Below are 14,295 nucleotides of genomic sequence, written 5' to 3'. Positions count from 1 at the left end.
GAGGGGACCGGCACGCCCGGGTCGGGCGTCCACGCCGGAGTGCCGGCGCGCCCGGGCGGGGGGCGCGCCGGCTCCGGCGGGTGTTCTTCACGGCACCGGGAGCCGGGCCCGCCGAGGGTCCGCCGGCGTTCCCTTCGCGGTCCGGGACCGCGAGCCGGGGCCGTGAGCCCGGGGCGGGGGCCGGCGGCGGGGGGGGGCGGGGAGGGCCGGGCTCAGTGAGCCGGGGTGGACGGGCTGGGGATGCCGCGCACCAGGCGGCCGACCTCGGCGCGCAGGTGCACGAAGTCGGGGTGCTCGCGGGTGGTGATCTGGTCGCGCGGCCCCGGCAGGTCCACGCGCAGGTCGCCCACGATCCCGGCGGGGGCCTTGGACAGGACCACGACACGGTCACCGACGTAGACGCTCTCGTCGATGTCGTGGGTGATCAGCACGATGGTCATGTTGTGCAGGCCGCGGACCCGCAGGGTCAGGTCCTCCAGGTCCTCGCGGGTCTGGGCGTCGACGGAGCCGAACGGCTCGTCCATCAGCAACAGCGCCGGACGGTAGGCCAGCGCGCGGGCGATGGACACCCGCTGCTGCATGCCGCCGGACAGCTGCCACGGGTATTTGGACTCGGCGCCCCGCAGCCCGACCTCCTCCAGCGCCTCCAGCGCCGACTCCCTGCGCCGCTGCTTGTCCAGACCCCTGCGGCGCAGCGGGAGCGAGACGTTGTCGGCCACCGACATCCAGGGGAACAGGGAGCGGCTGTAGTCCTGGAACACCACGGCCAGGTTGTCGGGTGTCTGCTCGACGCGGGTGCCGTTGAGCGTGACCTGGCCGCCGCTGGGCCGGATCAGCCCCGCGATGGAGCGCAGCAGGGTGGACTTGCCGCACCCGGAGGGGCCGACGACGCACACCAGCTCGCCCTGGGCGACCTTCAGGTCGATGCCGCCCAGCGCGTTGTGCGCGGTCGGCCCGCTGCCGTAGGTATGGGACAGGTTCGTGATTTCGAGCACAGCAGGTCCTCAGGTCGTCTGCTTGGCGGATCGGTGCCAGGACAGGACACGTCGCTCGGCCGCCAGGAACGCCGAGTTGAGCGCGTATCCCAGGACGCCGAGCACCACGATGGTCGCCCACACGCCGGGGAAGTCGTAGGACCTCTGGGCGTCCAGGAGCTGGAAGCCGATCCCGTCGGTGCTGCCGATCAGCTCGGAGAGCACCATGAGGATCAGGGCCAGAGACAGGCTGACCCGGAGCCCGGCGAAGATCTTCGGCATGGCCGAGGGCAGGATGATCCGGAACAGTCGCTCGCGGCCCGTCAGCCCGAAGACGCTCGCGGTGTCCAGGTGCTGGCGGTCGACGTGCCTGGCCCCCTCGCAGGCGTTGATCAGGACCGGCCAGACGATGCCGAACGCGATGAAGTTGATCTGCATCCGGGGACCGATGGCGAACAGCGCCAGGAACAACGCCAGCAGCATGGGCGGGGGAATGGCGCGAGCGAACTGCACCAGCGGGTCGACGAGGCGGAAGAGCAGAGGGGAGCGGCCCAGGGCGACCCCGAGGGCGATCCCGACGATCCCGGCCAGTACCCACCCGGTCAGCAGCCGGCCGACGCTCGCGGGAATGTTCTCCAGCGCCGCGTCGGTGAGCCAGAGCCGCTCCGCGGGGCCGGTCAGCCACAACGTGTGCGCGCTGGCCGCGATCTGCGACGGCGGCGGGAAGCTCAGCATCTCCAGGTAGCGGGTGAGCAGCTCCCACAGCGCCACGACGACCACGACCGGCCACAGCCGGCCGATGACACGCGTCAGGCCGCTCATCACACCACCTCCGTACGGGCGGTGTGCCAGCGGAAGAGCCGCCGCTCCGCGAGCACGAACAGGCCGTTGGTGACCACGCCGATGACGCCGGCCCAGATGGCGGCGGCGATGACGTACTCCGTCGCGTCCACGCCGCCCGCGCTCTCCAGGACATAGCTGCCGATGCCGTCGGCGCCGCCGCCGATCAGCTCCGTGCTGATCGCCACGATGAGCGCGATCGCCGACGCCAGCCGGACGCCGGTGGCGATGAAGGGCGCGGTGCTCGGCAGGGAGACCCGCCACAGCACGGCCGGTTTCCCGAACCCGAAGCTGCGGAGCGTCTCCTTGGCGAGCGGGTCGACGTCCTTGAGGCCGTACATCGTGTTGATCAGGACAGGCCAGGTCGCCGCGTAGACGACCAGGGTGACCTTCATGTCGAACCTGTCGGAGAACACGGCGAGGGCCAGCGGGATCAGCGCGATCGACGGGATCGGGCGCAGGAACTCCACGATCGGCCGCAGCGCGCTCTCCACGCGGGGCAGGGTGCCGAGCAGGAAGCCGGCGGGCACCGCGATCGCGACCGTGAACAGCAGCCCGGTCGCCCACGCGCCGAGGGTCGAGGCGACATCGGAGAGGAACTCCCCGTCCGTCAAGAGAACGGCCGCCCGGCCGAGCACCGTGGAGGCCAGCGGGAACGCGATCGGGTCGATCAGCCCGGTCCGGCCCGCGACCTCCATGACGCAGAACAGCCCCGCGACGCCGAGGGCGCCGCAGAGCAGTCTGCTGTCGAGCGGGTTGCGCCTTGTCACCCGAGGTTTCCGGGGAGGATGGTCTTGGCCTGGATGGGGCTCGTGAGGTAACCCTGCTCGAGCATGAGGTCGGCGACCCGCTGCAGGCGGGTCTCGTCGAGGCTGGTGGGGAAGGACCCGAGCGTGATGACGGCCGCGGTCGCCGCGTCGATCTTGGTGTAGGTCGGCAGGATCTCCTCGACGGCCTTGCGGTCGGTGGCGGCGATCTGCTGGGCCCTGGCGACCGCGCGCTGGAAGGCGGCGACCGTCTTGGGGTTCTCGTTGGCGAACTTCTCGGTGACGACGACTCCCGCGATGGGGAAGTCGGCGGTGGAGTCGACCATCGTGTCGGCGAGCTTCTGGGCGCCGAGGAGCTTCTGCGCCGCGGTCAGGGCCGGCTCGGTCATCCAGGCGGCGTCGACGACCTTGTTCTTCAGCTGGGCCCCCATGTCGGGGAAGCCGAACTCCACGAACTCCACGTCCTTCTCGGTGAGGCCGTGCGTCTTGAGCACCGTGGTCACCGCCAGGGTGCCGATGTTCCCCAAGCTGTTGACCGCGATCTTCTTGCCCTTGAGGTCCGCGGGCGTCTTGATCCCGGAGTCCTTCGGCACCATGAGGTTGAACGAGTTCGGGGCCGCCTGGTAGAGGTCGGAGATGATCTTCATCTTGTTGCCCTTGGAGACCGCGAGGAAGGTCGAGACGTAGTTCGTCTGCGTGGCGTCCAGGGTGCCGCCGAGGAGACCCTGCTGGGCCTGGGCGCCTCCGGGCACCGGCTCGATCGTGACGGTGAGCCCTTCCTCCTTGAAGAAGCCCCTCTTGTCGGCGATGTAGAGCGCGGCCGAGTCGGGGATCGGCAGTGCCCCCATCTTGATGCTGTTCTTCTCCAGGCCTCCCGCGTTCGCGGCGGTGGTGTCAGTGGGGGTGTCAGAGCTTCCGCAGGCGCTCAGCGCGAGGGCGGCGGCCACTCCTGCGATGACGGCCCGGCTCGCAAGTTTGAACCTCATGGGTCTCCTTAGCTGCGTTTGACCGCCCCTGCCGGAACTCGCGTAACTCATCGGGCGACATGGAGGGGGTCCCGGGAGGCATGTTGGTCAAGGGGGGTATGCCGACCGCCGATCAGAGTAGCGGAGTAGATCAGTCAAATTACAAATATTGCCCCTTTCGTCCCTAAGCCACAAAACGGTCACAGGACTCCCGGCTGCCACACGCGTATCAATCGCCGACGGGTGGAGCTAGCGGGCGCCGTGAAAGAAGTCAATAAATCTGTTTCGCAACTTTGTGGAAGTTTGCGGTTACAGGACGGAGAGTCATCGCCCGGTTGCGGATGCTGTGTGCCTGTTAAGTGAAGAATGCGAGTTATGTGCTGTTGGCCGAACTCATCCGGCTGTGCTCCAATAACCCCTACCCCATGGATGCGTCGGCGTCACTCGCACATCATTGCGTGACGCGATCCCCTCCAAGCAGACGATCCGAGGAGAGGCAGCGGAGGCCAGTGAGGACAGCGTCAATCCCCAGCGAACGCGAATCCGGGCTGGCACCTGCCCTGGGATTCGACAACCAGGGGGGGCAGCCGCGGAGCGGCCCGGGTCAGGACCTCGACGGTCGCGACTCCGAGAAGGCCGAGAGGAACGGCAGCAGGCTCGCGCTCAAGAACTGGCGAGTGAGATCGCGGCTGATCGCGCTCATCGTCATTCCCACCGCCGCCGCGATCGTGCTGGGCGGCCTGAGGGTCACCACCTCCATCAGCAGCGCCGCCCAGTACGAACGCGTGCGCGCCACCGCGGAACTCACCGCCGGCCTCAGCGACCTGGTCGACGAGCTGCAGCTCGAGCGGGACCTGTCGGCCCGGCACGTGGCGGGAGGCCGGCAGGCCAGCAGCAGGGCGAGCCTGCGCAAGCAGTACGAGTCCGTCGACCAGGTCGTCGGGCAGGTGAGCCCCACCGTCAACAGGGCCATGGACGACAGCGGTCTCCTGGAGGCCCTCGGCGCCCGGGGCGAGACCGAGCTCACCCAGATCCGCCGCCGCATCGACGAGCTCAAGAGCGTGCGCGAACTGGCCGCGGGCGCGGCCACCCAGGTGCCGGCCCAGCCCACGATCGCCATGTACTCCCGTACCATCGCGGACCTGCTGGCCCTGCACGACGAGATCATCCAGGGCGTCTCCGACCAGGACCTCACCAGCGGCGCGGCCGCGTTCGCCGCGCTGGCCAGGGCCAAGGAGCAGGCGTCCAGGGAACGGGCGAACCTCGCCGCCGCCCTCGTCGTCAGGGAATTCAGCGCCGAGGGCCTCGACGCCATGCTGGCCGCCCGGGCGCAGTTCGACAGCGAGCTCGCGACCTTCCGCTCCGAGGCGTCGATCCAGCAGCGCCAGCTCTACGACGACACGGTCAGCAGCCAGAAGAAGGACCGCGCGGCGGCGACGCGCGCCCGCGCCATCTTCCTGGCCCTCAACGGCCAGTTGCTGGTGAACGTCGACGTCTCCAAGAGCGAGCTCAACGACCTGCCCTCCTGGTTCGACTCCTCCACCGACGTCATCGAGCGCATGCGCGCGGTGGAGGAACAGGTCGCCAAGACCCTCATCATGCAGAGCGCGGACCTGCAGGCGTCCGAGCAGCGCGGCGCGCTGATCGCCGCCGGGCTGAGCGGACTGCTGCTGCTCCTCGTCCTGATCGTCACCGCCGTCATGGCCAGGTCGCTGGTCAGGCCGCTGCGCAGGCTCCGTACCGAGGCGCTGTCCATCGCCGGCCAGCGCCTCCCCGAGACCGTCCAGACGATGCGCGAGAGCGGGGAGGTCTCGGCCGCCGACATCGCCCCGATCGGTGTCGCCTCCGACGACGAGATCGGTGAGGTGGCCCGGGCCTTCGACGAGGTCCACCGCGAGGCCGTGCGGCTGGCGGGCCAGGAGGCCACGCTGCGGAGCAACGTCAACTCGATGTTCGTCAACCTCTCCCGGCGCAGCCAGACCCTGGTCGAACGCCAGCTCTCCCTCATCGAGAGCCTGGAGCAGGGCGAGCAGGACGAGGGCAGGCTGGGCAGCCTCTTCCGGCTCGACCACCTCGCCACCCGCATGCGCCGCAACTCCGAGAACCTCCTGGTCCTCGCGGGCCAGGAGCCCGCCCGCCGGTGGAGCCAGCCGGTCCCGCTCATCGACGTGGTCCGCGCCTCGCTGTCGGAGGTCGAGAACTACGAGCGGGTCGACCTGCAGCTGTCCGCCGGCGTGTCCGTGGTGGGAACCTCCGTCAACGACGTCGTCCACCTGGTCGCGGAGCTCGTGGAGAACGCGATCTCCTTCTCCCCCCGCGAGACCAAGGTCATCGTCTCCAGCAACCGCATCGACGGCGGCGGGGTGATGGTCTCGGTGACCGACATCGGCATCGGCATGACCGCCGAGGAGCTCTCCCAGGCCAACTGGCGGCTGGCCAACCCGCCGGTGGTGGACGTCTCCGTCTCCCGCCGGATGGGCCTGTTCGTGGTCGGCCGCCTCGCCCTGCGGCACGGCATCCGCGTCCAGCTCAGGCAGCAGGACAACGGCGGCCTGACCGCGATGGTCCTGCTCCCGGAGAACCTGCTCGCCGTCACCAACCGCCCGGGCGGGACCTCCCCCAGCATGCAGAGCGGCGACTGGGCCGGGTCCATGGCCTCCATGGACCGCCCGCCCGTGCTGGCCAGCCCCACCGCCCCCCCGATGCCGTCCTTCGCCTCGTTCGAGGCCGCCCACCAGAACTCGTTCGCCTCCTTCGACATGGGGCAGCAGTTCAACTCCTTCGAGGCCTCGCAGCCTCCCTTTGGAGGCGGCCAGTTCGGGCAGGCACCCGTCGACACCCCCTGGCCGGGACAGACGCCGGCGCCCGGCACCGACCCCGGCCACGGCTGGCCGAACGCCTCCCAGCCCGACCCCTCGGGGTGGCGGCAGGGACAGGGCGGGCCCCGCGGTGACGCGGGGCCGTGGTCCACGGGCCCGAACACGGGCCCGCGCGGCGACGCCCCCGTCTGGCCCGGCGGTCAGCAGAGCAGGGACACCGGCTCCGACGTCTGGTCCACCTCCTCGCGCGGCGACTCCGGAGGCTGGCCGTCCACCGGCAACTCCGGGCCGTTCGGGCGGCGCGTCTTCGACCCGGCGGACAACACCGGCCCGCTGCCGGTGATCCCCGACGCCTCGCCCATGGAAGAGGCGAAGGAGGAGTTCCTGCCGATCTTCGCGGCCGTCGAGTCCGACTGGTTCAAGAAGGTCGAGCCGGCCCCGGCCGTCCAGGAGCGGGCCGAAGAGGCCCCCCAGGTTCAGGCCCAGGCCGTTCAGGAGACCGTCCAGCTCTCGCAACCGGCCACCCCCGCACCGGGGGGCGGCTGGTCGTCGCCCGCCGACGCGGGCTGGCAGGCCGCCAAGGCCGCCAGCGAGCCCTCGCTCGGCGGGGTCACCGGTTCGGGGCTGCCCAAGCGGGTGCCCAAGGCGAACCTGGTACCCGGTACGGCCGCGCCCGACCTGAGCGCGGCCCCCCAAACTCCCGTGCACCGGCCGACGGTCTCCCCCGAGGCGGTGCGCAGCAGGCTGGCGAGCTTCCAGCAGGGAGTACGGCAGGGGCGCGCGGCCGCCAGGGGCGGCGCCGGAGACGGGCGGCCGTATCCCGACTTCGGCCGGGATGTTGAAGGAAACAAGGAGGACCGGTGAGCGAGCTCATCATGGTCGCCAAGGAGGATGACACGTGCGCGAAATGAGCCAGGCCGCCCGGGGGGTCAATTGGCTGATCACCGACTTTGTGAACAACGTCCCAGGTGTGGCGCACACGGTCGTCGTGTCAGCCGACGGTCTGCCGTTGGCGTACTCGGACGGATTTCCCAGGGACAGGGCGGACCAGCTGGCCGCGGTCGCGGCCGGCCTGATCAGCCTGACCCAGGGTGCCTCGCGGGTTTTCGAGGGCGGTGCGGTCACCCAGACCGTGGTGGAGATGCAGCGAGGGCTGCTCCTCATCATGTCCATCAGTGACGGTTCCTGTCTGGCGGTGCTGGCCGCCGCCGACTGTGACATGGGACTGGTGGCCTACCAGATGACGATGCTCGTCGAGCGGGCAGGTCAGGTGCTGACCCCGGCAGTCCGCGCCGAACTGCAGTCTTCCCATTCACGGTGACGGCGATGACGCTAGGAGGCTGTCGTGGCAGGCCGCGGCTGGACCGGTGAGGGCGACCCGCACGGCGGGTATCCCTATCAATCAATGGACGACCCGCACCGGCATCAGGGCGGTCCTTCCCATCTCATGCACCCGGCGCCGTCGGAGCAGAGCTCCCTCGTCCGTCCGTATGCCGTGACCGGGGGGCGCACCGCCCCCCGGACCCAACTAGCCCTGGAGGCCCTGGTCTCCTCGGCGACCTCCATACATCATGATTTATCCACCCGCACCCCGGAGTATCAGGCGATCAGCGCCCTGTGCCGGCAAGTGCGTTCGGTCGCTGAGATCTCCGCGATGCTCCGCATCCCGCTCGGCGTGACCAGGATCCTGGTGGCCGACATGGCCGCCGAGGCCCTGGTGCAGATCCACCAGCCGCAGCTGGACGCGGGCAAGCCGGATCTCAACCTGCTGGAAAGGGTGCTCAGTGGACTTCGCAGGCTCTAGCCGCGGCGGCGGCCTGACATCGACGAAAATCGTCGTCGCCGGGGGATTCGGTGTTGGCAAGACCACCTTCGTGGGGGCGGTGTCGGAGATTCTGCCGCTGACCACGGAGGCGGTGATGACCGACGCCAGCGCCGGGATCGACGATCTCGGCCTCACACCGAACAAGACCACCACCACGGTCGCGATGGACTTCGGCCGCGTCTCGCTGGACCGGGACCTGATCCTGTACCTGTTCGGTACGCCGGGTCAGCACCGGTTCTGGTTCATGTGGGACGACCTGGTCCGCGGCGCGATCGGCGCGATCGTGCTCGTCGACACCCGGCGGCTGGCCGACAGCTTCCCCGCGATCGACTACTTCGAGGAGGCCAAGCTCCCCTTCGTCGTCGCGGTCAACGGCTGGGACGGCACCTACCTCCACGGTGAGGAGGAGGTGCGCGAGGCGCTGACACTGGCCCCGCACATCCCCATCTCCCGGACCGACGCCCGCTCGCGCGACGCGGTGAAGGCCACGCTCATCACGCTCGTGGAGCACGCGCTCACCATGCGGATGGCCGTCCCCGGCTGGGGTCGCTGACCGCTGGAGGGCGTCAGTCGCACCTCCCAGCGGATAGGCTGGGAGGTCGAGTCGCAGACCTGTAGCGCAGAGGCTGGCCAATCACGTGTTCGAGACGCTTTCCGACCGGCTGACATCGGTCTTCTCCTCCCTTCGATCCAAGGGTCGGCTGTCCGAAGCCGACATCGACGCGACCTGCCGCGAGATCCGCATCGCGCTGCTCGAGGCCGACGTCGCGCTGCCCGTGGTCAAGGCGTTCGTCGCCCAGGTCAAGGAGCGCGCCCGCGGCGTCGAGGTCTCCCAGGCGCTGAACCCGGCGCAGCAGGTCGTGAAGATCGTCAACGACGAGCTCATCGAGATCCTCGGTGGTGAGACCAGGCGGCTCCGCTACGCGAAGAACCCGCCGACCGTCATCATGCTCGCGGGTCTGCAGGGCGCGGGCAAGACGACCCTGGCCGGCAAGCTGGCCCGCTGGCTGCGCGAGCAGAGCCACACGCCGCTACTGGTCGCCGCCGACCTCCAGCGGCCCAATGCCGTCCAGCAGCTCTCGGTCGTGGCCGAGCGCGCGGGCGTCGCGGTCTACGCGCCCGAGCCGGGCAACGGCGTCGGCGACCCGGTCGCCGTGGCCCGCCAGTCGATCGACCACGCCAAGCGGCAGCAGCACGACATCGTCATCATCGACACCGCGGGCCGCCTGGGCATCGACCAGGAGCTGATGAGGCAGGCGGCCGACATCCGCGACGCGGTCTCGCCCGACGAGGTCCTGTTCGTCGTGGACGCCATGATCGGCCAGGACGCCGTCTCCACGGCCCAGGCCTTCATGGAGGGCGTGGGTTTCGACGGCGTCGTGCTGACCAAGCTCGACGGCGACGCCCGCGGTGGCGCCGCCCTGTCGGTCCGCCACATCACCGGCAGGCCGATCATGTTCGCGTCGACCGGTGAGAAGCTCGAGGACTTCGACGCCTTCCACCCCGACCGGATGGCGTCCCGCATCCTCGACATGGGTGACATCCTCACCCTGATCGAGCAGGCCCAGAAGACCTTCGACGAGGCCGAGGCCGCCAAGATGGCGAGCAAGCTCACCTCGGGCGAGGGCTTCACCCTGGAGGACTTCCTCGAGCAGATGATGATGGTCCAGAAGATGGGCCCCATCAAGAACCTGCTCGGGATGATGCCCGGCATGGGGCAGATGCGCGAGCAGCTCAACCAGGTCGACGACCGCGATCTCGACCGCATCGCCGCCATCATCCGCTCGATGACCCCCGCCGAGCGCCACAACCCGAAGATGATCGACGGCTCCCGCCGGGCCCGTATCGCCAGGGGTTCCGGCGTGACGGTGACCGAGGTGAGCGGACTGGTCACCCGTTTCTTCGACGCCCAGAAGATGATGAAGCGGATGGCCGGCGGCATGGGCATCCCCGGCATGCCGGGCGGTCGCAAGGGCGGCAAGGCCGCGCAGAAGAAGGCGGCCAAGGGGCGCAGGGTCAGCGGTGACCCGCGCAAGGCGGCGCTCGGCAAGGCCGTCCCCGACAAGACCGAAGAGCCCGCGACCCCCGCGGGGAGCGGCCTCCTCGGCAAGCTGGGCTCCCGGCAGCAGCTGCCGCCGGGCCTGGAGCTGCCGCCGGGCTTCGACCCCTCGAAGTTCAAGCTCCCGGGACAGAAATGAGCGATGACGGCTTCCACTCGCGCGCCAGGTGGATCTGGGTGATCATCGTCGGGGGTTTCATCCTCGTCGCAGTGCTCGAGCTCCTCGGGGTACGCCCCAAGTAGTGCCCCGCGCCGCTCCTCGATCCGATCGACGCGGCGTCCGGCCGTGTACCGCCGCCCGCGTGGATCCGGATCGTGGTTGACCGGGCGGCCGCCACGAAAGCCGCGGTCCTCGCGGCCGGCCGCCCGGCCTGTCCTAGTACGGCGGCAGCGGCGGCGACTGCGGGGAGGCAGGGGACCCCGGGAACCCCGGGAACACGGATCGCGCGGACGCTCCCGGGGGGATCGGGATCCCCGGCGGGACGGCCGGTCCCGGCGCGGCCGGGGCCCCCAGCGGGATCGGGACCACCGGTGAGACGGGTGTTCCCGGCAGGACCACGGTTCCCCGCGGAAGCGGTGCCTCGGGCTCGGCCTCCGGCACGGCGGGATCTCCCAACCGTGCGGGCGCCCCGGGTGGTTCGGGTGCTCCGAGTCGTCCTGGCGCTCCCCACGGTGCCTGGGAGTGCACGGGGGCACGGTCCCCGCCGGTCGTGAGGTCGGTCACGAGACCGGTTCCGAGGACGCCGAGGATTCCCGAGGCCCCGGTGGCCCCGGTGGCCCCGGTGGTTCCTCCGGGGCGCCCGAGGGTTCCGTCGAGGGTTCCGGCGGGGGACGAGACGGGCGCCGGGGACACGTCGGCCTGGCCCTCCGGGGTCGTCGCCCTGATGGCCAGGACAGCGCCCAGCACGGTGACGGATCCGGTCGCGGTCAGCAGCAGAGATCTGAGGGTGGTTGCCACGGCGGCCATTTAGCGCACCAGGCCGGCCCGCCACGGGGTCCGGACACACGGGGATTACCGAGATTTGCCTTCCGGCCGCCGTACCGGATGGCCGCGGGTTGGCCGGGCACCCCCGCACGTCTGGCACAATGACATGTTGGAACATCGTGACACGTGGTTGCCCTCTCACTCCCGCGTGCCATGCCTGTCCCTCGAACGGTCCTCTCCTCGTGCCCCACTCGATGAGACGCCGCTCACCCACGCTCTAATGCAGGAGAGACCACACCAGTGGCAGTCAAGATCAAGCTCAAGCGGCTCGGTATGATCCGCAACCCGCAGTACCGCATCGTCATCGCCGACAGCCGCACCAAGCGTGACGGCCGGGCGATCGAGGAGATCGGCCTGTACCACCCGAAGGAGAACCCCTCGCGCATCGAGGTCGACTCCGACAGGGCGGCCTACTGGCTGGGTGTCGGCGCGCAGCCGACCGAGCCCGTGCTCAAGCTCCTCAAGCTCACCGGCGACTGGCAGAAGTTCAAGGGCGAGCCGGCTCCGGCTCCGCTCCTGGTCGCCGAGCCCAAGACCGACCGCCACGCCGTCTACGAGGCCGCGGCCAAGGAGGCGCTCTCCCTGGAGGCCGCCACCACGCCGAAGAAGTCGACCCGCAAGGCGGCTCCCAAGGCTGAAGAGGCCAAGGCCGAAGAGGCCCCCAAGGCCGAAGAGGCCGCCGCCGAGACCCCGGCTGAGCCCACCGCGGCCGCCGAGGAGAAGCCGGAAGGCGAGGCCTGAGGTGCTCGAGGAGGCCCTCGAGCACCTGGTGAAGGGCATCGTCGAGCATCCTGACGACGTCCAGGTTCACGCCCGCCGCATCCGCAGCGGGCGTGTGCTTGAGGTCCGGGTCCACCCCGAGGACCTCGGTAAGGTCATCGGCCGCGGCGGCCGTACGGCCAAGGCGCTTCGCACGGTCGTGAACGCCCTCGGCGACGGCAAGTACATCCGGGTCGATCTTCTCGACCTGAACGAGGCCCGCTAGCCGGCGAGACGCGTCCATCGAGCGAACGGGCCACCCGCCCAGTGCGGGTGGCCCGTCTGCTTTCCCTAGACACCACTACGTGAGGAGGCGGGCGTGCAGCTCGTCGTAGGCCGGATCGGCCGCCCGCACGGGCTCCGCGGGGACGTGTCCGTGGAGGTGCGTACCGACGAGCCGGACCGGCGCTTCGCCCCGGGCACGGCCCTGGCCACCGACCCCGCGTCGGCCGGCCCGCTGGTCGTCGAGTCCCGCCGCTGGCACTCCGGGATCCTGCTGGTCAGGTTCGAGGGCGTGACCGACCGTGACCAGGCCGAGGATCTCCGCGGCACCATGCTCGTCATCGACTCGGACGACATCCCGCCCTCCGACGATCCCGACGAGTTCTACGACCACCAGCTCATCGGCCTCACCGTGGTCAAACCCGACGGAGAGCCGGTGGGAGAGGTGTCCGACGTGCTCCACCACGGCCAGGACCTGCTCGTCGTACGGCGCGGCAAGGCCGGGGCCTCCGGGGGCGGCGAGGTCTACGTGCCGTTCGTCAAGGCGCTGGTCCCCGAGGTCGATCTCATCAAGGGCATCCTCGTCGTGGACGGCCCCGCCGGGCTGCTCGACCCGGACGAGATCGTCTGACATGCGCGTCGACGTCATCTCCATCTTCCCCGAGTACTTCGCCCCCCTCGACGTCTCCCTCATCGGCAAGGCCCGCGAGCGCGGCATCCTCGACGTCCACCTCCACCAGCTCCGCGACCACGCCCACGACGTGCACCGCACCGTGGACGACACCCCCTACGGGGGCGGTCCCGGCATGGTCATGAAGGCGGGCCCCTGGGGGGAGGCCATCGACGCGGTCCTCGCCTCCGGCCCGGCCGGACCGCCGAGGATGATCGTGCCGACTCCCAGCGGCGTGCCCTTCACCCAGAGGCTGGCGATGGAGTACGCCGCCGAGCCGTGGCTGCTGTTCACCCCGGCCCGCTACGAGGGCATCGACTCCCGGGTGATGGCCGAGTACGGCGCCCGCATGCGCGTGGACGAGGTCAGCGTCGGCGACTACGTGCTCGCCGGGGGCGAGGTGGCGGTGCTGGTGATGATCGAGGCCGTCGGGCGGCTGCTGCCGGGCGTGCTCGGCAACGTCAACTCGGCCGTGGACGACTCCTTCGCGCCGGGCGCGATGGAGAACCTCCTCGAGGGCCCCGTCTACACCAAGCCGCCCGAGTGGCGGGGGCACGAGGTGCCGGAGATCCTGCTCTCCGGGCACCACGGGAAGGTCGCCCGGTGGCGGCGGGACCAGGCGCTGCGCCGTACCGCGAGGAACCGGCCCGAGCTGCTGGCCGCGCTCGACCCGGAGAGCCTGGACAAGCACGACAGGCGAACCCTGGCAGAGTTGGATCTTCCCCAGGCGAGGCCGGCGGATCCCGAGGGCCCGGCCGTCCTGACCGGTTGATTTCCGGTCGGTCGGGAAAATATGGCAGACTGAAGCGTTGCCGCCGACTGCCCATCCGGTCCCCAGACCGGCCTCATTGCGGTCGGCCGGCCAGCTAGCTCCGAGACATAGTCCACTCCAGCACGCGTGTCCATCGCGACGCCGCCCCGTCGCGGCCGGATGGACCTCCGTGTGCGCTCGTTAATGAGGTACCACTGCCATGCACACGCTGATCAGCGAGCTCGAGAAGTCCGCGCTCCGCACCGACGTCCCGGACTTCCGGCCCGGTGACACGCTTGAGGTCCACGTCAGGGTCATCGAGGGCAGCCGGTCCCGTGTCCAGGTCTTCAAGGGTTTCGTCCTGCGTCGCCAGGGCGGCGGCTCCCGTGAGACCTTCACCGTCCGCAAGGTCAGCTACAGCGTCGGCGTCGAGCGGACCTTCCCGGTGCACAGCCCGGTCATCGAGAAGATCACTCTCGTGACCCGTGGCGACGTGCGCCGCGCCAAGCTCTACTACATGCGTGACCTGCGCGGCAAGGCCGCTCGCATCCGCGAGAAGCGCGAAGCCCGCTAGGCGCGTAAGCGTCCGCCGGCCTGGCCCGTGCCCCCGCCACCGGGGAGCGGGCCAGTCGCATGTAAGGAGGTTTGACCTCCTATGG

15 protein-coding genes are annotated in these 14,295 nt (G+C 70.2%); 10 read left to right on the top strand and 5 right to left on the bottom strand.

What is annotated here, in order from left to right; translation table 11 throughout:
• Positions 1 to 212: 212 nt before the first annotated feature.
• Genes ACTOQ1_RS29365 through ACTOQ1_RS29350 form a run of 4 tightly spaced genes read right to left on the bottom strand, consistent with a single transcriptional unit; the run spans position 213 to position 3,567 of the window.
• On the bottom strand, positions 213 to 995 hold the full coding sequence (locus tag ACTOQ1_RS29365; RefSeq protein WP_440071207.1) for an ABC transporter ATP-binding protein: 783 nt from the start codon (positions 993 to 995) through the stop codon (positions 213 to 215).
• A 9-nt stretch (positions 996 to 1,004) separates the two neighbouring features.
• Positions 1,005 to 1,796 (bottom strand): ABC transporter permease, encoded by a 792-nt coding sequence (locus tag ACTOQ1_RS29360; protein ID WP_440071206.1) that lies wholly within the window; start codon positions 1,794 to 1,796, stop codon positions 1,005 to 1,007.
• A complete protein-coding gene (locus ACTOQ1_RS29355) occupies positions 1,796 to 2,584 on the bottom strand; it encodes an ABC transporter permease (protein ID WP_440071205.1) in 789 nt (262 codons plus the stop codon). The genes ACTOQ1_RS29360 and ACTOQ1_RS29355 overlap by 1 nt, the downstream gene beginning before the upstream one ends.
• Positions 2,581 to 3,567, bottom strand: coding sequence for an ABC transporter substrate-binding protein (locus ACTOQ1_RS29350; RefSeq protein WP_440071204.1), 987 nt, complete (start codon positions 3,565 to 3,567; stop codon positions 2,581 to 2,583). The genes ACTOQ1_RS29355 and ACTOQ1_RS29350 overlap by 4 nt, the downstream gene beginning before the upstream one ends.
• A 488-nt stretch (positions 3,568 to 4,055) precedes the next feature.
• Between ACTOQ1_RS29350 and ACTOQ1_RS29345 the strand changes: the two genes are divergently transcribed.
• From ACTOQ1_RS29345 to ffh, 5 genes are all read left to right on the top strand, one after another.
• Entirely contained in the window at positions 4,056 to 7,229 is a 3,174-nt protein-coding gene (locus ACTOQ1_RS29345) for a nitrate- and nitrite sensing domain-containing protein (RefSeq protein WP_440071203.1), read from the top strand.
• A gap of 43 nt (positions 7,230 to 7,272) precedes the next feature.
• Entirely contained in the window at positions 7,273 to 7,686 is a 414-nt protein-coding gene (locus tag ACTOQ1_RS29340) for a roadblock/LC7 domain-containing protein (RefSeq protein WP_326646986.1), read from the top strand.
• 84 nt (positions 7,687 to 7,770) lie between these two features.
• Positions 7,771 to 8,169, top strand: coding sequence for a DUF742 domain-containing protein (locus ACTOQ1_RS29335; protein ID WP_362680633.1), 399 nt, complete (start codon positions 7,771 to 7,773; stop codon positions 8,167 to 8,169).
• A gap of 13 nt (positions 8,170 to 8,182) precedes the next feature.
• Positions 8,183 to 8,743, top strand: a complete 561-nt coding sequence (locus ACTOQ1_RS29330; protein WP_031158879.1) for a GTP-binding protein — start codon at positions 8,183 to 8,185, stop codon at positions 8,741 to 8,743.
• Between the two features lie 85 nt (positions 8,744 to 8,828).
• On the top strand, positions 8,829 to 10,388 hold the full coding sequence (gene ffh / locus ACTOQ1_RS29325) for a signal recognition particle protein (protein WP_440071202.1): 1,560 nt from the start codon (positions 8,829 to 8,831) through the stop codon (positions 10,386 to 10,388).
• Positions 10,389 to 10,625: 237 nt separating this feature from the next.
• Here the strand turns inward: ffh and ACTOQ1_RS29320 are convergent, their stop codons facing one another.
• Positions 10,626 to 11,216 (bottom strand): hypothetical protein, encoded by a 591-nt coding sequence (locus ACTOQ1_RS29320; protein ID WP_440071201.1) that lies wholly within the window; start codon positions 11,214 to 11,216, stop codon positions 10,626 to 10,628.
• Between the two features lie 258 nt (positions 11,217 to 11,474).
• On the opposite strand from ACTOQ1_RS29320, the gene rpsP reads away from it, so the two are divergent.
• The 5 genes from rpsP (at position 11,475) to rplS (ending at position 14,210) form a co-directional block, all read left to right on the top strand.
• Positions 11,475 to 11,975, top strand: coding sequence for a 30S ribosomal protein S16 (gene rpsP / locus ACTOQ1_RS29315; RefSeq protein ID WP_440071200.1), 501 nt, complete (start codon positions 11,475 to 11,477; stop codon positions 11,973 to 11,975).
• A 1-nt stretch (position 11,976) separates the two neighbouring features.
• Entirely contained in the window at positions 11,977 to 12,219 is a 243-nt protein-coding gene (locus ACTOQ1_RS29310; RefSeq protein ID WP_362680331.1) for an RNA-binding protein, read from the top strand.
• Between the two features lie 93 nt (positions 12,220 to 12,312).
• A complete protein-coding gene (gene rimM, locus ACTOQ1_RS29305) occupies positions 12,313 to 12,846 on the top strand; it encodes a ribosome maturation factor RimM (RefSeq protein ID WP_440071199.1) in 534 nt (177 codons plus the stop codon).
• Position 12,847: 1 nt separating this feature from the next.
• Positions 12,848 to 13,657: a tRNA (guanosine(37)-N1)-methyltransferase TrmD gene (gene trmD, locus ACTOQ1_RS29300; protein WP_440071198.1), complete on the top strand. Its 810-nt coding sequence runs from the start codon at positions 12,848 to 12,850 to the stop codon at positions 13,655 to 13,657.
• A 199-nt stretch (positions 13,658 to 13,856) separates the two neighbouring features.
• Complete coding sequence (gene rplS, locus ACTOQ1_RS29295) at positions 13,857 to 14,210, top strand: 50S ribosomal protein L19 (protein ID WP_362680339.1); 354 nt, start codon at positions 13,857 to 13,859, stop codon at positions 14,208 to 14,210.
• The last annotated feature ends 85 nt before the right edge of the window (positions 14,211 to 14,295 follow it).

Source organism: Streptosporangium sp. OZ121, from assembly GCF_051918885.1.
Taxonomy (GTDB): domain Bacteria; phylum Actinomycetota; class Actinomycetes; order Streptosporangiales; family Streptosporangiaceae; genus Streptosporangium.
The sequence above is the reverse complement of the archived record's forward strand: the minus strand, read 5'-3'. Positions and strand labels throughout refer to the sequence as shown.